Origin of the sequence: Pedobacter sp. UYP30, assembly GCF_040547165.1 — a bacterium.
In the GTDB taxonomy this organism is placed as follows: Bacteria; Bacteroidota; Bacteroidia; order Sphingobacteriales; family Sphingobacteriaceae; genus Pedobacter.
Genome location: NZ_JBEPPD010000002.1, coordinates 226,479 through 244,079 on the forward strand (window position 1 = coordinate 226,479; position 17,601 = coordinate 244,079).

General features: G+C 37.4%; 14 protein-coding genes. 12 read left to right on the forward strand and 2 right to left on the reverse strand.

Features of this window, described 5'->3' with window-relative positions:
• The first annotated feature begins 81 nt into the window (after window positions 1-81).
• Entirely contained in the window at window positions 82-1,017 is a 936-nt protein-coding gene (locus tag ABIB40_RS03275) for a type VI secretion system baseplate subunit TssG (RefSeq protein ID WP_354355932.1), read from the forward strand.
• On the opposite strand, the gene ABIB40_RS03280 is transcribed toward ABIB40_RS03275, so the two are convergent.
• Window positions 1,018-2,874: a hypothetical protein gene (locus ABIB40_RS03280; RefSeq protein WP_354355934.1), complete on the reverse strand. Its 1,857-nt coding sequence runs from the start codon at window positions 2,872-2,874 to the stop codon at window positions 1,018-1,020.
• A gap of 2 nt (window positions 2,875-2,876) precedes the next feature.
• Window positions 2,877-3,311 carry a GPW/gp25 family protein gene (locus ABIB40_RS03285; protein WP_354355936.1) on the reverse strand — a complete coding sequence of 145 codons (435 nt, stop codon included), beginning with the start codon at window positions 3,309-3,311 and terminating at the stop codon, window positions 2,877-2,879.
• Window positions 3,312-3,566: 255 nt separating this feature from the next.
• On the opposite strand from ABIB40_RS03285, the gene ABIB40_RS03290 reads away from it, so the two are divergent.
• The 11 genes from ABIB40_RS03290 (at window position 3,567) to ABIB40_RS03340 (ending at window position 17,587) form a co-directional block, all read left to right on the forward strand.
• A complete protein-coding gene (locus ABIB40_RS03290; RefSeq protein ID WP_354355938.1) occupies window positions 3,567-4,085 on the forward strand; it encodes a hypothetical protein in 519 nt (172 codons plus the stop codon).
• Between the two features lie 5 nt (window positions 4,086-4,090).
• Entirely contained in the window at window positions 4,091-4,585 is a 495-nt protein-coding gene (locus ABIB40_RS03295) for a type VI secretion system transmembrane protein TssO (RefSeq protein WP_354355940.1), read from the forward strand.
• A gap of 32 nt (window positions 4,586-4,617) precedes the next feature.
• Complete coding sequence (locus ABIB40_RS03300) at window positions 4,618-5,556, forward strand: PKD domain-containing protein (RefSeq protein WP_354355942.1); 939 nt, start codon at window positions 4,618-4,620, stop codon at window positions 5,554-5,556.
• 38 nt (window positions 5,557-5,594) lie between these two features.
• The gene (gene tssR, locus ABIB40_RS03305) at window positions 5,595-7,976 is read left to right on the forward strand and encodes a type VI secretion system protein TssR domain-containing protein (RefSeq protein WP_354355944.1); all 2,382 of its coding nucleotides are present in this window, start codon (window positions 5,595-5,597) and stop codon (window positions 7,974-7,976) included.
• Between the two features lie 24 nt (window positions 7,977-8,000).
• Complete coding sequence (locus ABIB40_RS03310) at window positions 8,001-10,478, forward strand: ATP-dependent Clp protease ATP-binding subunit (RefSeq protein ID WP_354355946.1); 2,478 nt, start codon at window positions 8,001-8,003, stop codon at window positions 10,476-10,478.
• A gap of 87 nt (window positions 10,479-10,565) precedes the next feature.
• Window positions 10,566-11,006 carry a hypothetical protein gene (locus ABIB40_RS03315; protein WP_354355948.1) on the forward strand — a complete coding sequence of 147 codons (441 nt, stop codon included), beginning with the start codon at window positions 10,566-10,568 and terminating at the stop codon, window positions 11,004-11,006.
• Between the two features lie 25 nt (window positions 11,007-11,031).
• Window positions 11,032-12,411 carry a DUF5458 family protein gene (locus ABIB40_RS03320; RefSeq protein WP_354355950.1) on the forward strand — a complete coding sequence of 460 codons (1,380 nt, stop codon included), beginning with the start codon at window positions 11,032-11,034 and terminating at the stop codon, window positions 12,409-12,411.
• A 137-nt stretch (window positions 12,412-12,548) separates the two neighbouring features.
• Window positions 12,549-13,103, forward strand: a complete 555-nt coding sequence (locus tag ABIB40_RS03325; RefSeq protein ID WP_354355952.1) for an NAD(P)H-dependent oxidoreductase — start codon at window positions 12,549-12,551, stop codon at window positions 13,101-13,103.
• A gap of 549 nt (window positions 13,104-13,652) precedes the next feature.
• Window positions 13,653-16,433, forward strand: coding sequence for a type I restriction endonuclease subunit R (locus tag ABIB40_RS03330; protein WP_354355954.1), 2,781 nt, complete (start codon window positions 13,653-13,655; stop codon window positions 16,431-16,433).
• Between the two features lie 51 nt (window positions 16,434-16,484).
• Window positions 16,485-17,165, forward strand: a complete 681-nt coding sequence (locus ABIB40_RS03335) for a DUF433 domain-containing protein (protein WP_354355956.1) — start codon at window positions 16,485-16,487, stop codon at window positions 17,163-17,165.
• Window positions 17,165-17,587: a PIN-like domain-containing protein gene (locus tag ABIB40_RS03340; RefSeq protein ID WP_354355958.1), complete on the forward strand. Its 423-nt coding sequence runs from the start codon at window positions 17,165-17,167 to the stop codon at window positions 17,585-17,587. Before ABIB40_RS03335 ends, ABIB40_RS03340 begins: the two co-directional genes overlap by 1 nt.
• Window positions 17,588-17,601 lie beyond the last annotated feature (14 nt).

The window sequence follows — 17,601 nt, forward strand, 5'->3', positions numbered from 1 at the left end:
GCTGTTAAATATGGGTTGCTGTAGCAATTATTAAATAAAAACGTTAATTGTTTTAAATATAGAAGATTTAATCATACAAAAATGAAAAAAAGAAGTTACAATCTAATAGATTCTGATTTTAAAGCTACCGTAATTGCTGCAGAATTGGTTGAAGACGGGGCTGTAAGCGATGATCAAATTGTCATTTTGCCTATTGGGTCTCATAGAAGAGCCTATTCTAAAGATGTGGGTGATGTTTCTACATACATTTCTGCCTTTCATAATCTTAAAATGACAAATATACAAATTAACCGAGAGGGTTTGTATGACATGCTTCCAGAAGGTCTTTTTCATGCGCCGCCTATAACCAATGTTCTGGCTACTGAAGAGACAATGATTAAAGGCATAAAGAAAAGAAGAGAGGAAGAGAAGGAGGCCCGTCAGTTTTTTGCACCCTTAGAAGCAGAACTATACCAAATGCGCATGCGGATAGAACTGTACGAAAGTCATCTGGATAAAAAGAATAAATACGATAGCCTAATCTTAATTTTTTTAAAAGAATGGACAGAGTTTACTTGCTTTGATAAGGAGCAGATGGTTGTTTTTTTGCAGGTACTTCCAATTATTCACGAACACCGTAACGACCTAAATTTTATCAGCAGCATTTTAGCGATGCTATTTAAAGTTTCTGTAAACCTAAATTATGTTGATGGAGAGATGAATGTGCCAGAAGCAGTATTAGAAGCTATTGACACGAAACTGGGCGCTGCCGATTTAGGTGTAAATTTTATTGCAGGTAGAATTAAAGAAAAAGAAGAAAAATTAAAGATAGAGATTGGTCCATTGAGCGCCAATAAAATGCTGGAATTTTTGCCGGGCAACAAAACGTCAGAAGCTTTAAATGTTTTTCTTTCTTATTTTATTCCGTTTTCTACAGAAATCATTTTTAAATATGACATTGATATAGATTCGCAAAAATTTGTGATGGGCAATGAAAGTGTAAATTGCTGCATGGGCTATACAACGTTTCTCAACTGATCAAATTCCTAAAAATAGCCGATAATTACTGTTCATAATGCTTCTGTGCTCTAATTTGGAACGCAATAAATCTAACAGGGTATCCCATTCTGTTGTAGATAATGCCATACCTGCCGACGGTTTAAAGTAAATGTCTATGGTTTTTTTCAATCCTTCTTTTGGATTATTAGAGATTGCCACGCCTTTTTGCACCTTTACATCTTGTATTTTACCCCCCAGTTCGTAAAAGCAAAAACTCGTCAAATCTGCTTGGGTTACAATGCGATCTTTCGTCGTTAAACCGTATTTGTAGGCTTGTATACGCTCTGATGCATTTAACGTGTTCCTGCCGCCCAGAGTGGTACTTAGTAAACGTAAAGATTCTGGTTGAAGTTTTACATTTTCAAACTGTTGCAACTTAGATCCTTTTCTAATGTGGTTGGCATCTGCAGCTAGCGTGGTCCAATACTTTACGTATAGCATAGTAGCCTTATCTTCTGGCTTAACTATAATGTAGTTTAATAGTTCGTTGCTTAAAAGCGTATTTGCTGTTCGTTTTTCTACCAAGGCAAGATTTTGCTCCATACTTGTTAATATGCTGTTTAAAAAGTCGCTTCCATACGTAGAAAAGGCAGCCTTCTCATCTCTAATCAGTTCGAACAAATATTCTATCAATTGCCTTGCATTCCGCTGATCAAAACGTTCGGCGCCTCCGTTGCGAATAGAATAGCTGCCTTCGTAGCTTTTGTTAGATTCAGAATAGATCACCTCGTTGTAAACAATGTTCAAATCATCACGCAAGTCGTTAACGGATAAGAAATATTCGTTATCTGGTGGTCTTACCGGCACAATGTTGTTAATGTCCTTTAACCTCAGTTTGTTTTCGAAAAGTTTCCGGTTAAGTACGGGGAAACAGTTTAAAGAAATATCTAGCTCTGCAATGGTCTGTGAGGTTATGGTGGTTGGAAAAGTGAGCTTGAGCCAAAAACAAGGTTTAATGGCTTTTAAATCTTCGGCAGCAAAGTGTTCTTTAAAACTCGCGGGTAAGTCGGCATAATTTCCAATATCTTTTAGCCTTTCGTCTGTTAGAGAAATAAATCTATTGTCGTAAAAATTCTTAATGTCATCGGTAATTCTGTTTATAACATTTTGCTCATAAAAAACAGGTCTTTTTTTTGCTTTTCGGTTTTCTTGATACCCTAAACCGGTCGCAATTTCCAATTCATCCTCACCGGCGTGGCACTTCAATACCGCAAGTAGCTTGTAAAAATCTTCGTTATTCGTATATCCAGGCCATTCAAAAAATAAAGATAGATCTCTTAAGTCTGTTAAATCGCCATGGCACTGTATCCCAATAAAAGCTTCGCGTTTAGAATTTGCAGAGATGGCATTTGCCACTGGCATTTTGTGGCCACTTTTATCGTACTCTATAAGTTGGTTGTCGTAGAAAAAATATCGGATATCGGCATTAAATAGTTTTGCCTCGCCAACGGGGGTAAAGTAAACATCAAAAGCATCGTCTGTTTTACCGTCTTTTTCTTTAGCATTTTTTGCCTTAGCTTTTCTGTAAAAGAAATGGTTTATGGTTTTTAAATTCTCTGTAGATTCGTGCGGCTTTCCAGTTAAGATAGCGTGCGCGGGCAAAGAATTGGTCAAATAATCGGAAGCGAGAATTCTAGATATTTTGTTTAAAACCCTGTTTTCTAAATTCTTAACATCATTGGATACATTAAAAATTTCTGTGCTCAATGCCTCGACAATGATTTTAACAAACGGATCCAAGTCATTTACATTGGTAGAACCCCAAAAATCGAGCGCATTTTTGAGCATTCTGTTTCTTATTTCCTCTTTAGAATTGAATAAAATAGTAGCAGACATAGTTAAGCAGATAAGGGGCTAAGAAATAAGGAGGTAGAAAAAAAGTAACTTTCTCCGGTTTGATGTATGGTGGCGTTTATGGCTATTTCCACCTTTTTTTTAATTTCAGAGAGGTTTTTCATCGGATAAAATTTATTTACTTCAGAGATATTAATGTCAACACTAACGTTATAAATACGTTTTTCGAATTTTTTTATCGAACGCAACAAAGACTGTCTCAATTTTTCTTCCCACATACTTTCACTAACAATCAATTCGAAGTCTAAATCCCAAATTTCACAACCGAAATCTCGGAGATAACGGTGCTCTCCATATCGCGTAAAAATAATCAACTCTATAAATTGAGAAATAGAAATACCAAGGTCTTGGTGTTCAAGGTCGGCACCCTGCATTAAACGTTTAATCTGTAAGGGTTTTTTATATAGGGGATTTGCCATGTGCTACGAAACTAATTATTTTTTTATTATCAAAAATTTAAAACAAACAATAATCTTACCCACTAAGCATATTATCTGATTTTTTTTTCTTAAAATAGCAGGATAGTTTTACTTTTGGATGATTTAAGGAAATTTTCAATGTCAAAAGAGAAACCTATAGAAATCGAAAACTAAAAGTTAACAAATACGTTAGTCAAAAAATTTAATCCTGTTGAAATTTTTACAAGCTACAAATCTAAATTAGCCTCGGCATATATGAAACCTGTAAATAGTGATGATCTAAGAGCAAGTTACCGCAAGTTTTTTTTACTGTTTGCACTCTTGCTTACCTTTAGCGTAACAAGCGTTTATTTTTATTTTCTTACGTCTGATAGAGAGATTACGCTCTTGGATCAAAAAGTAAAAGAATCAGATCGTTTAATAAGTATCAGAAACCAAATAAATGGCGATTTGGAATTGATTGTCCAACGCTTGCAGGATTTATCTGCCTTTACGAAAATGAGTTCTACAGAGAGAAATAACCAATCTATGCTATTAAATGATATACAGGATGCCAACCAGCACATAAAAGGGATTATTCAGCAGAATAAACTTCCGCTCAAAAGTTTTGAGTTTTATCAAAAGCTAAGCGATCATGTTGCTGCCGCTGCAGTTGTGAAAGATTCTTTATTCACTACACGTTTTCAAATAGAAAGTGCGCGTGCCCAGTTAAATTTATGCCAGCAGGCAAATAATGCCGCAGTAGCCCGGTTAAGAGGTAGATTTGGACGATAATTGATATGATAAAGTTAACTTTAAAAGAAAAAAGAGAACGTTTTCTCTTTTTTATTAGTGTTTTTGTGTTGGCAGCCGCAATTTTATGTACGGCTATTTTTTACAATTATAACAATGATTCGAAAATTTCAAAAAAAGAATTTTCAAAACGTCTGCAAGAGGAGAACGAGTTTGAAGAGGCTACGACAGAAGTTTTACCTAGTTTAGATTCTACTTACGCGCGCATTGCTAAATATAACCCAAATGTGCAAGCGCAGTTTTTAGAGAATGATATAAAAAATGCAATTGGATCTATAAAATCGTATTACAACAGGAAACCATACGATAGCAGATATAAATGTTTTATTTATGCATCTAAATTATATGATAACCTTTTTTACGACAGAAAAGAACTTAAAGGTAATTACAACGATATTGATAATGTCAACAAACTACTAAACGACTGTAAGCTTTCCACCAGCCAGCTTCAGCAAAGTATTAGCGCTGGCGCAGCTCGATAATCTAAATTAATAATCTAAATCTAATAATATCTATGAAAAATGAAGGAAAAGCGGTAGATACCAACCGGCAAAATTATGCCTTGCTTTATGTTATCGGAGGCATCGTATTAATCGCTGCACTTATATTTTTGTTTAGGAGCTCTATTTTTGATAGCCGAACGATAAACGCTAGCATTTTAAAAGACGAAATGTCTGTAAACGAACCCCTAGTTTATGCCGACAATACCAAGAATGCCAAGAAATGGCTTTGGGAGTTTGGAAACGGTGCCAAATCTGATAAGCAAGACGGCACTTATAAATTTAACAAAGCAGGGGCTTACATTGTAAGAGTAACGGTAGATGGTGAATTGCAACAGCAGTTTCCTATAAATATTTTAGAAAAGCCAGTGGCTGTAGCGATAGATTCTACCATAACCATTAATGGCCCTACGCAGGGAATTGTAAATGAACAAGTCCGTTTAGAAGCACAAGGGAACGCAAGGATTTACAACTGGTCTTTTGGCGAGACCGGACGCGTAGATGTTAAAGGCCCAACTGCTTTTTATACCTTCCAGATTCCGGGCACTTATTTGGTTAAATTAGAAACAGAAACCAGTACAAAGCCAATATATCATAAAATACTCATTACCAGTCCAGATTCGAGCTACTATAACATTGTAGATCCTGGGCAAGGGGAACGTGAGATGGTGGATGATATTAAAGTTAATTTGCAAGCCATAGCCAACGGTGCCGACTTTAATACTCACTATTACTATTTGGTAAGGAAATATTTTTGCGGAGATGAAGATGTCTCGGTGAGCATAGAGGCAGATGGTACAAAAAAGCAAAGTAACCTCTATTCTTATTGTATGCGCCTAACATTTGGTGGCGGAACCATTGTAGATGATGCCAAGGTAAGTTTGAAACCAAAATCAAAATGTGCGGGTGCTTTAAATGTAAAACAGCATTCAACCAAACATCAACAACCCTAAAAAATATATATTATTAAAGCTCTTTAATGCTTACAACTATGAAAAAAATTATTGCTTTAATTGCGCTCGTTATACCTATGGCCGTGGCCGCCCAATCACCATTTTCGTTAAAGAAAAAAGTTGCCAAATTACCTAGGACTTTCGAAAATCCAACGGATAAGACCAATGTTTATGACAATGGTAGATCGAGCAGTTTGCCTTGGATTGTGTTTTCTGATCGCGATGAAAATTATACATATACCTCACCAGGCGGATCATTGGTTATGAAAAAAATCCATTTTATGGAGCCTTTTTACGTAAGCAAAGAAAAAGATGGATATTTAAAGCTTGTGAAGTACCAAGCGGGCATGGTGCTGGGTAGAAAACTTAAAAACAAGAAAGCAGCAGAAAGCTACGGTTGGGTAAGCAGGAGTAAAGTGTTGCTTTGGCAATCTGCTTTTGTAAACCCTCAATCTAGGTATCCCTCTAAAGCGGTTACCGTTATCTCTGGCAAAGGACCTTTAACCATGCCCAAGTTTTATTACGATAACACAGATTCTGTATATGTGTACAATTCTCCAAAATTAGATAAGCAAAAGGCAAAGGTTGCGCTAAATGGATTAGTATATGTCTATAAAAAATCTGCAGATGGTAGAACAGTTTTGATAGGTTCTCAAAGTCAGCTGTTGGCAGATAGCGCCTCGAGAAGTGTGTATGGTTGGATACCTGCAGATGCGGTACACAGTTGGGGAGATAGATTGTACATTAGTTCTTTATTAAAAAGTTATTCTGCTGATGATTCTGCTGCGGTAACCATCAATAAGAATTTAAAAATTTCCGTTCAGTCAGCAACCAATTCTTCTGGCTTTGCATTTGATCCACTGATAGACCGAGACAAGCCTTTGTTGCTTAGCATACCTGTTATCTCTGCCAAAGATGCCAATTATAAATCTGGCGATTTAAGCCTCGGCATAGCCAAAGATGTATATGATAAATCAAATAACCGCATTTTAAACATTAAAGGAGGTTACATCAGCTATAAAGAGTACCTTTCTTTAAGGCGTAACAGCCATAAAATTAATTTGGTTTATGTGGTAGACGGTGGCAACGCCATGCGCACGTACTTTGCTGGCCTTACCAGTTCTATCCAATCTTTTGAAAACATATTTACCCCTTACCGACGAAAAAACATCATTCAGTATGGAAGTGTGGTTTACCGCAACAATTCTGGCTGTGCTGTTGGCGGCATAGTTAAGCAGCCTTTTAGTGGAGATTATAGAGACCTGACCCGCTTTTTAGATAAGCAAAGTAAAATTAGTTCGGCATGTTATGGAGGTGTAACCAGCCAACCAGTTTTTGAAGGCATTCAAGCTGCACTTTCGATGTTTAAAAATCATCCCGGAGAAACCAATCTTATTGTTCTGGTGGGAAGTACCGGCAATGAAGATGTTGCTAGCAGTTACTTGGCTAATTTAGCTTCTGATGTGGCCAGTGTAAATGCCCGAATTTTGGCGGTCCAGGTGTTTAGCGATTACAATCCACTTTATAACAACTTTGTTATCCAATCTAGAAAACTAGTTTCGCAATCTGCTGCCCTGTTGGCCGAAAACAAAAAAAGCATTATGGTTAGTGGCGAAGGGTTGAGCGATGTACAACAATACAATACTTCGCTAACAGATTCGGTGTCGTTTTATTTAGATTATCCAAAAAATAGCCTTATTCAAGGTGGAGTTATCTTCCCGCCGAAAGGCGTAGTAAAAACCAACAAGACCATAGAGGAGTCTCTTAGTCGGTTTATGAAGGAGACGGATTTTGATATAAACAGCCAAATTTCATTGCTAGATAGTGCATTCAGGTTAACCGGGCGCGAACACAGTTTGGTTTATCCGGTAGTTTTGGCGCAACTTACACCATCAGTTTCTGATAGCATTGGAAGCAGCATGCCACATAATGCATTTAAATATTATTTACCCGCAGAAATGTCGGCATCAGCTGTTACCGAACATCCAAATCAACTGCAATACCTCATCATTTTAAATGAAGAGGAGTATAAGCAAATGACAGATATCCTTTCGTTAATGGTGGGCGATAATTTGCAGAAAGATGCCGGAAGCTATCGAAGAAAATTGGTTAAAAACTACTTTTCTATTATCAAAGATAAATTAAATATGGATTTATCTAGAGGTACCATCAAACACATGACACTTGCAGCTTATATACAGAAAGTAACAGGAATACCGGTATTTAGCAATCCAATGTTAGAGAAATATACCGTGGTTAATTTACGGAGCAGCAGCAGAATGCCTCTGCCAGAATTTGAAACGTACATTAAGTTTTTAGAAAGTAAAATCAACACCATTAACAAAGACACCCTGGTTAAACAGTATTTTTACTCTAACGGCAAGAAATACTATTATGTTACGCAGTCGAATTGGCGTTAACCACTATTTAATTTACCGAGAAGTATGAACACCATAAACTTAAGCGAATCTGTACAAACCGCCCTAAATGTTGCCCGTTCTTTGGCGAAAGAATACCATCATAAAGAATTTGGGCCACCACATTTGTTAAAAGGCTTAATGCACCAAGAGGTTGGATTGAGAAAAATGCTTACTTCTTTGGGCAAAGATTCCAACTACATTGCAGATTGGGCAGAAGTGCGCATGGAAGAATATGAGCCTGCACTCAGCATTCCAGATGAAATGTTGGGCAACGACCAAGTGAAAATGGTGTTTGAAGAAGCAGATAACATCAGATTAAAGCTAGGTGTAGATTTAATTACTCCAGTTTGTGTGTTGGCAGCATTGATTAAGCCAAATATTGGTTTCGATGTAAATCAGCTCAAATCTTTCCCATTAAAAGAGAAAGAACTGTTATCTATTTATATGGATGGAGCGCAAACGCAGCAAGCCATTGGTGGTGGTACGGAAAATGAGGAAGAAACTGGTAATAACCTGAATGGCGCCTTGTTTAAATATTGTGTAGATAAAACAGATCAGGCGAGACAGGGAAAAATAGACCCAATAATTGGGCGCGATAAAGAAACGCGCATGATGATGGAAATATTAGGTCGCCGAACTAAACCAAATGTCATCATTACCGGCGATGCCGGAGTGGGCAAAACTGCGCTTGTAGATGGCTTTGCCTTGGATATTGTAAACGAGCAAACGCCATCAAATTTAGCTGGGGTGCAACTTTTCGAACTCGATTTAGGTTCGCTTATCGCGGGAGCATCTTACAAAGGCGAAATAGAAGATCGACTTAAAAACATTTTAAAAGAAATAAAAAAGTTCGAAAAAGCCATTTTGTTTATTGATGAGATCCATACACTCTTAGATCAGAAAGGGCCTATGGGTGGCGGAGTGGGCAACCTACTTAAACCAGAATTGGCACGTGGCGAAATTACAGTAATCGGGGCAACCACCACAGAAGAATACCGTAAAATTATTGAACCAGAACAAGCTTTTAGCAGACGGTTTGAAGTATTGCATGTGCAGGAGCCGGATATGGATACGGCCATAAAAATGGTCGAGAAATTAGTGCCTCGCTACGAAGAACATCATGAATTAAAAGTAAACGACAATGCAATTGGCGAATGTGTTAGGCTTGCGAAAAGATATTTGAAAGATAGAAGACTGCCCGATGTAGCATTTGATTTATTGGATAGAACCATGGCTGCCTTGAGGATGATGAACGATACCTCTGAAACCGTTATTGCTGAATTACACGAAGAATTACTGTCGCTTAAAAACAGCGAAAAAACTGAGGAAGAAAAATTTAAGGATGCCAAATGGTTGTATTCTTTAATGCAGAATAAGATGAGCGCCGTACTTTTGGGCAGACTTGAAGATGAAACCCAAGTTGGAGCTTTTGAAAATACCGAGGAGTACATCGAATATTTTGAAAAGAATTTTGCGTTGTTAGCTGAGCTAGCAAAAGAAAAGACGAGTGAAGTAGATAAGGAAGACATTGCGGCAATCATATCGTTTAAAACGGGCATTCCGTTGGGCAAAATTCAAGCTCAAGAAAAGGAAAGGCTTTTAAATATGGAAAGCTTTCTCAAAAAGAGAGTTGTTGGACAAGACCAAGCACTAAAGGCGGTAAGCGATGCCATTTTGGAATCGAGAAGCGGATTGAATAAAAAGGGTCAGCCAATTGGTTCCTTCTTTTTGTTGGGGCCAACAGGTACCGGTAAAACGGAACTAGCGAAATCTATAGCCGAGTTTTTGTTTAACGACGAGAAGGCGATGATAAGGTTCGATATGTCTGAATTTAAGGAAGAGCATTCTGCTGCTCTGCTGTATGGTGCGCCTCCAGGCTACGTTGGTTACGAAGAAGGTGGCCTTTTAGTAAACAAAATTAGGCAACAGCCTTATTCGGTGGTGTTGTTTGACGAGATTGAAAAAGCACATCCATCGGTTTTTGATATTTTCTTGCAGATTATGGATGAAGGCCACATTCACGACCGCTTGGGCAAAGCGGGCGATTTTTCCAACTCGCTTATTCTATTTACCTCGAACATTGGGAGTGAGTGGGTTGCCGAACGGTTAAAAGAAGGACACATGCCGACTTCAAATGAGATTATGGAAATTATGGCTGGTCATTTTAGACCAGAATTTTTAGCCAGACTTTCTGAGATTGTGCCTTTTGCACCAATATCAGAAGAAAATGTAGTCAGGATTTTTGAAATCCAACTTAAAAGTCTGCAAGAATCTCTATATAAAATGGGTATCGAATTTTCCTTGTCAGAAGAAGCTAAATCTATGCTTGCCCTAACCGGATTTACGCCAAAATATGGCGCAAGACAATTGGCTGCGGTGATTAGAAACCAGTTGCGTAGACCTTTATCTAAATACATCATCTCTGGAGAATTGAAAAAAGGAAATAAAATTAACGTTGATAAAAATAAAGAAGACGATACTTTAACTTGGGCAATTGAATAAATTTTAATTTCCGTTGATAAAAACAAAATCTAGATTAAAAACTTAATAGATAAATAATTATATTAGCCAAACACTAAATTTAACACCATGTTTAATTACGAAATAGGAGGGAACGAAAGAAAAGTAGATACCTCAGAAGCTTTTGGAGACATTTCACCCAATAAGACTTTGTTCATTCAAAAGTTAACCGAGCAAGACCCGCTTAAGCCAGAAACAGTAGAAGGCTTAAAAACAGTTGAAGATGTTTTTAAACATTTTAAGCCAAATGTGGGTGTTTCGCTAGATAACGAAGATGGCAGTGTAGTGAATGAGAAACTTCATTTCGATCACCTTGGCGATTTCAACATTAAAAGCATGGTACAACAGAGCAACTTTTTGCGTAGAGCTAACGTAGAGCGAGACATGTACATGAGCATTATTAAGCAGTTGAAAACAAACAAAACACTTAAAACCACTCTAAATGACGCCGAAACAAAAGAAGCATTTATTGGCGCTTTGAAGAGTTTCGTAAAGGAATTAGAAAAATAACGTACTCTACATAAATAAACCAAACATGGCAACTTCGAAAGAACAATCATATAGCGATCCCCAAGAAAAATCATTTAAGCACGAAGAGAAATCTACTGCGCTTTCTTTAAATCAGAGTTTAGACAAATTAGCGAAAGTAGGAGGATTTGATCTGTTAGAAACTACGATAGACGGCTTGCAAAACCTTAATCCCGAGAGGAAGGCAAGAAAGCAGATATTTCTGACAGATGATGAGAAGAAGAATGAAAGAGAAGACTTAAAACAAAAATTAAATCTTTGGATAGCTGCGCTAGAAAGTTCTGATTCTCTGAGCGAGATGGTAGATAGCAGTACTGAAAAATTGCAATCGGTAGATGACAACCTCAAAAAAAATATGTTGACGGTTTTAAATAGCACGCGCGAATTAGAACAGGCTTATAGATCGGTACATTTATTTTTTAAAAATACCGAACACGACAAAGTTAAGAATGTAGTTTTAATGAATGCCAGTTTAGACCAATTGAAAGAATTGGACAATCCGCGTTTTATTGAACACGTATCTAGTGAACTAAAACAAAATTACGATCGCTTAGATTTAAGAGAAAACTATTCTATCATGGTAATTCCGGGTTATCTGGGATCCAATAAAGTAGTTGAACGTTGGTCTAAAATTGCGTTTGACAACAAGGTGATGTTGGTCACCGATTTTGCAGATTTAGATCAGCCAGATGATGTGGTCGACTTGTTCACGTCAGCGAATCTTACTGGTGGAGACGCATTTAAATCCAATACCATCATGACCTGTAATTGGATGGTTGGTAGGGGAAAAGTTGCAGAAGTTGGGGAAGAAGAGGACGTTTATGTACCTGGTTCAGCAGCTTTAGCCGGAAAAATGTATTATACGCTGATGTCTCAGGTTACGGCGGGTAAAAAGCATGGTGCGGTTAATGAAGTTGATGGTGTACGTTTCGATTTGAAGAAAAGCGAGATTTCTAATTTAGAGCGTATAGGGCTTGTACCAATGGTTAATGAATATGGCAAAGTGATGGCGTTCTCGGCTAAAACTTTGTTTAACGGAGATAACATTGGCTTACAGACCTATTCTGTAGTGCGGGTTTTCGATTACATTACTAAAGTGCTGTTCGATTTTCTTAACCGAAGGGCATTCGAAAACTGGAATTCTAAAACAGAAAAAGATTTAAGGTCGCAGATTGTAAAATTTTTAGATAAAATTCAAGGACCGGAACGATTGATTGAACGTTTTAAAATCATGCGTTTTGAACGCGATGAGACACAAAAAGACCGCATCAATTTAGACATTCACATTACCCCTTATTTTCCTGCAAAAAGTTTCTTGGTTAAATTAGATGGGCATAAAGGAGAAGACGAAAGTACCACTTGGGAGTCTGCTTATGATCAACAATAAGGATAAATTTTTAAGATAAACGCAGCGCCTGTTCTTAATTTGAGCAGGCGTTTTTTCGTTTAATTAGAGTATAGCCTAAAGTATCGTTGAAATTTTGATGTATGTATTGTTAAATATCTGCTTACTTTTGTTGGCTAATGAAAAGTGTATTAATCATCAATGCCGATATAGATAAAAGTCCGATAACGCGGGCCTTAATCAATGCTTATGTAAGAGGCGCAAGGGAATCAGAAGCAACGATCAAAGAATTGGCTATCGCTGATGTTATTTTTAATCCCAATAAAACATTTGGTCTAAAAGACAGCTTGCCTGAGCCGGGGTTGCAGAATGCCATCAAAATGATAAAGGGCGCAGCGCACATTGCTATTTTCTGTCCGGTGTATAAAATGTCTATCAATACCAAAATAAAGGGATTTTTCGATCGTATCTTTCTTCCGGATCAGATATTTAGCGTGGATACCAACTTTTCTGGCAAGTCAGCCCGCATCATCTCTATTCTGGATAGCAAGGCATGGGAAGATTGGCAAGAGAATGAAAAGCCAACCTACCTGTCGGTAAAAAAGATCATGTTAGAGAAACGCCAAATAAACCCTGTTCATACCAGCACCATCGGGCATCTTTACGATCTCGAAAACAATTATAGTAAAAAGTGGCTGCAAAAGTTGTTTAATTTCGGTGTTAAGCAAATTTAATGATTTACGATTGCTCGCGCCAACTCCGGTGCGTCGTCATGTTATGATAGGAGACATCTCAATGCTATGGCCGATTTGAGATTGGAGAAGTGAGATTTGAGTTTGCCTGCAATGCTGTTACTTGCGTCTGAGAACTCTCATTCCTCGAGGTAACGATTTTGCGGCTTTGTAGTCGCTGCATAACATTATTTGCGTCGTCCTGTTGACGATTGATGATTTTTCCAATATGAAACCTTTAGACTATAGGGTAAATCGAAGCCTTGGGCCGCGAATTAATAATCAAGTTAAGATTTGTCAAAAGGAACCAAAATTTCAGGTATAAAAATTAAATAGAATGGAATTAAAAAAAGGTATTCCAAACTGATTCTGAAATGTGGGGCATTTGGAACCCCAATAATTTTGTCAATATAGTTGACATTAGTAGCTGGGAGTCTGTTTTTTTTGCCGATGCGAAATCTCAGGAGCATTCACATAATTAGGGACAAAAATTCTATTCCGTTATGATTTTCGCCAACTAAATACTATTTTTAGCACCTACCAACCGCTCCGATGAACCAAAACCCAGAACAAATTGCACGCGATCACATCGATGATAAGTTGATTTCCTGCGGATGGATTATTCAGTCTAAAAAAGCAATAAATTTATCAGCTGGTTTGGGCGTTGCAGTGAGGGAATATTTAACCGACGTTGGTCCGGCAGATTATGTGCTTTTTGTAGATAAAAAACCTGTCGGTTTAATTGAGGCAAAAAAGGAAGAAGAAGGTTATCAATTGATTAAAGTAGAAGATCAATCTACCGATTATGCCAACGCCAAACTCAAATATTTAGATAACGAACCGTTGCGCTTTGTGTACGAAAGTACGGGAACGCTTACTCGATTTACAGATTATCACGATCCAAAACCACGCTCAAGAGAAGTATTTAGTTTCCACCGGCCAGAAACTTTTCAAGAACAGATTAAAGCAAATGTCTCTTTACGAACAAGACTACATGATATTCCGGCATTGCCAGAAGCTGGATTACGTGACTGCCAAATCTTAGCGATTAACAATTTAGAAAAGTCTTTTAAAGATGCCCGACCGAAAGCTTTAATTCAAATGGCGACTGGCGCTGGCAAAACTTTTACGGCCATCACTTTTATTTACCGTTTGCTTAAATATGCCAAAGCAAAACGTGTTTTATTTTTAGTTGATACCAAAAACTTAGGCGAACAAGCGGAACAAGAATTTATGGCGTATTTGCCAAATGACGATAACCGTAAGTTTACAGAACTTTATAGCGCAACCCGTTTAAAAAGTAGTTTCATCCCAACAGACAATCAAGTTTATATCAGCACCATTCAAAGGATGTATGCCATTTTAAAGGGTACAGAATTGGATGAAAGTGCAGAAGAGGATAATCCGAACGAAAGTGTATTTAAGGCGAAGGCACCATTGCCGGTAGTTTACAACGAAAAAGTTCCTTTAGACTTTTTCGATTTTATAGTGATAGACGAATGCCACCGAAGTATATACAACCTTTGGAAACAGGTGTTAGATTATTTTGATGCTTTCCAAATCGGTTTAACCGCCACTCCTGATAACCGAACTTTTGGTTATTTTAACCAAAACTTAGTTTCTGATTATGGTTATGAAAAAGCAGTAATTGATGGTGTTCTAGTTCCTTACAATGTATTCGGTATCGAAACTAAAATTACAAAGGACGGAGCTAAAATTGGTTTAGGCGAAAAGGTAGATAAACGCGAGCGATTAACCCGAAAGAAGTTTTGGGAAAGTGTGGATGAAGATATTGAGTATGCCGGTAAACAGCTGGATAAAGACATCGTAAATCCTAGTCAGATCCGAACGATTGTTAAAGCCATAAAAGAAAATCTGCCTCAAATGTTTCCCGATAGGTTTGATAAAGATGGAGCTTTTGAAGTACCCAAAACTTTGATTTTTGCCAAGACAGATTCTCACGCCGAAGACATTATAAACATCGTAAGAGAAGAGTTTAACGAAGAAAACAAGTTTTGCAAAAAGATTACCTATAAAAGTACAGAAGACCCAAAAACGGTATTAAGTCAGTTCCGTAACGATTATTACCCACGCATTGCCGTTACCGTAGATATGATTGCTACCGGTACAGACATTCGCCCGTTAGAGGTGCTGGTGTTTATGCGCGATGTAAAAAGCAAAAGTTATTATGAGCAAATGAAAGGTCGTGGTACACGTACTTGTTCGCTAGAACAATTGAAATTAACGGGTACGCCGACCGCCAAAATCACAAAAGACCATTTTGTAATCATTGATGCGATAGGGGTAGAAAGCTCGCAGAAAACCGATAGCCGGCAGTTGGAAAAAGCGCCCGGTATTTCGTTAAAAGATTTATTGCAGATGGTTTCTGTAGGGAATACGCAAGAAGAAATACTTTCCACTTTGGCAAACCGATTAATTCGCATGGATCGCCAAATAAATGAGAAAGAGAAAATGGCTTTCGCCGAGCATGCAAATGGCTTTACCATAAATCACGTAGTAAAACAATTGCTAAACGCGCACGACCCAGATACACATTTAGAGATTATTCAAAAAGTAAATGTCGAAATGCAAGGGCAATCTCCGTTTGCGATAGAAAAAGAAATTAATAAGCAAACAGAACAGCTTATTGCCGATGCAGTAGAAGTATTTCACAATCCCGAATTGCGTGATTACATTATGGACGTGCGTAAAAAGTACGATCAGATTATTGATGGCATTAACATAGATGAAATTGTGAATATTGGTTGGGTTAAAGATCAAACTGAAAATGCGCAGATGGTAATCAATAGCTTTAGTGAGTGGATTGTCGACCATAAAGACGAGATTACCGCTTTACAATTATTTTACGGGCAAAGTTATCAACGCAGGGAGCTGACTTATAAAATGATTAAAGAGCTGTACGGAAACCTGAGAACCGATGCGCCAACGTTAGCACCGCTTTCTGTTTGGAAAAGTTACGAACAGCTAGAAAAAGTAAACGGCTCTCCAAAAAACGAATTGGTGGCGTTGGTTTCTTTAATTAGGCGGGTAATTGGTTTAGATGAAAACCTGACCGCTTATGATAAAACCGTAGATGCTCATTTTAAAGATTGGGTATTTAAACAACAAGCGGGAACTTTAAAGTTTAGCGAAGAGCAAATGCAATGGCTGCGGATGATTAAAGATTATGTAGCCAACTCTTTCCATGTAGATAAAGAAGATTTTGAACTCGACCCTTTTAACAAAAATGGCGGTTTGGGTAAAATGTGGCAACTCTTTGGCGATAGAACAGAGGGAATTATTGAAGAATTAAATGAAGTTTTAGCGGCGTAACTGACTATTAGATTTTGCTTTAAAACAAATTTTAGACTAATTTTACTAAAAATGTTAGAAAACTTCGAAAATAAACTACAGCTAGGAAATGGCGTTTATACCATTCCTGAGATTTCCCATATTCTTAGAATTTCGGCTCAAAAGGTGCGCTGTTGGATTAGTAAATATTGGGACGGAGAGCTTGGGACGGCCTATGAGCAAAATTATTCTTGGAAAGTTGATGACACGAAAGCCATAGGCTTTCATACATTAGTCGAGTTTTACGTGATGGTACAATTTGCTGAAGCTGGTGCCAGTATAAGGCAGATTTTAACGGCTCACCAGATGCTAGCCAAAGAACATTTTACCATTTTTCCTTTCGCGATTAAAGAAGTTTTAGACAACATATCGACGGATGGTAAAAAAATATTTTTGCGGAAAGGTGAGGACACAATTACATTAGATGGAACCAAACAGCTAAATTTGGATTTCATTAGGATGTTCTTTAAGAAATTAGATTTTGATAGAGAAATGCTTGCCTCACGTTTTTGGCCACTAGGCAAGGGTAAAGAAATAGTTTGTGATCCTCATCATCGTTTCGGTCAGGCAGTTATTGACGGTACGAACATTCAAGCAGAAGCCATTTACAGAATGCACTTAGCTAAAGAACCAATAAAATTTATTGCCGAACTTTATTCAATTTCAACTTCTGAAGTTAAACACGCGCTAGAATTTTACAAATCTGCCGCTTAGTGAAAAAATTTAAAATATTTATAGATGAAAACTTACCAAAACAATTAGCCATTGGCTTAAATGAATTGCAACGCCCACAAAACATTAGAGATGGCTTTGAATTAGAAGTTCTTTCTGTATCTGATGTTTATGGTATCGGAGCAAAAGATGAAGATTGGATACCTAAAGTTGGAGCAATAAATGGTATAGTAATTACCCAAGATTTTAGAATACAAACTCAAAAACATCAACGAGAACTTTATCTTAAAAATGATGTCGGCATTTTCTTTCTAAATCCACCTTCAAAACTTGGCTATCAGTATTGGGAAATGGTAAAAAAGCTTATTTCCGAATGGGAGAATATCAAGAAAATCGTTAATAAGAACAAACCGCCCTTTGCTTTCAGGTGTACGTCGAAAACTGCGTTTGTTAAAATGGATTAAATTAAAATTATGCT

What these genes read in the sequence shown, in the direction of transcription:
- ABIB40_RS03275 (WP_354355932.1), top strand. Translation starts at nt 82, where the DNA reads ATGAAAAAAAGAAGTTACAATCTAATAGATTCTGATTTTAAAGCTACC.
- ABIB40_RS03280 (WP_354355934.1), bottom strand. Translation starts at nt 2,874, where the DNA reads ATGTCTGCTACTATTTTATTCAATTCTAAAGAGGAAATAAGAAACAGA.
- ABIB40_RS03285 (WP_354355936.1), bottom strand. Translation starts at nt 3,311, where the DNA reads ATGGCAAATCCCCTATATAAAAAACCCTTACAGATTAAACGTTTAATG.
- ABIB40_RS03290 (WP_354355938.1), top strand. Translation starts at nt 3,567, where the DNA reads ATGAAACCTGTAAATAGTGATGATCTAAGAGCAAGTTACCGCAAGTTT.
- ABIB40_RS03295 (WP_354355940.1), top strand. Translation starts at nt 4,091, where the DNA reads ATGATAAAGTTAACTTTAAAAGAAAAAAGAGAACGTTTTCTCTTTTTT.
- ABIB40_RS03300 (WP_354355942.1), top strand. Translation starts at nt 4,618, where the DNA reads ATGAAAAATGAAGGAAAAGCGGTAGATACCAACCGGCAAAATTATGCC.
- tssR (WP_354355944.1), top strand. Translation starts at nt 5,595, where the DNA reads ATGAAAAAAATTATTGCTTTAATTGCGCTCGTTATACCTATGGCCGTG.
- ABIB40_RS03310 (WP_354355946.1), top strand. Translation starts at nt 8,001, where the DNA reads ATGAACACCATAAACTTAAGCGAATCTGTACAAACCGCCCTAAATGTT.
- ABIB40_RS03315 (WP_354355948.1), top strand. Translation starts at nt 10,566, where the DNA reads ATGTTTAATTACGAAATAGGAGGGAACGAAAGAAAAGTAGATACCTCA.
- ABIB40_RS03320 (WP_354355950.1), top strand. Translation starts at nt 11,032, where the DNA reads ATGGCAACTTCGAAAGAACAATCATATAGCGATCCCCAAGAAAAATCA.
- ABIB40_RS03325 (WP_354355952.1), top strand. Translation starts at nt 12,549, where the DNA reads ATGAAAAGTGTATTAATCATCAATGCCGATATAGATAAAAGTCCGATA.
- ABIB40_RS03330 (WP_354355954.1), top strand. Translation starts at nt 13,653, where the DNA reads ATGAACCAAAACCCAGAACAAATTGCACGCGATCACATCGATGATAAG.
- ABIB40_RS03335 (WP_354355956.1), top strand. Translation starts at nt 16,485, where the DNA reads ATGTTAGAAAACTTCGAAAATAAACTACAGCTAGGAAATGGCGTTTAT.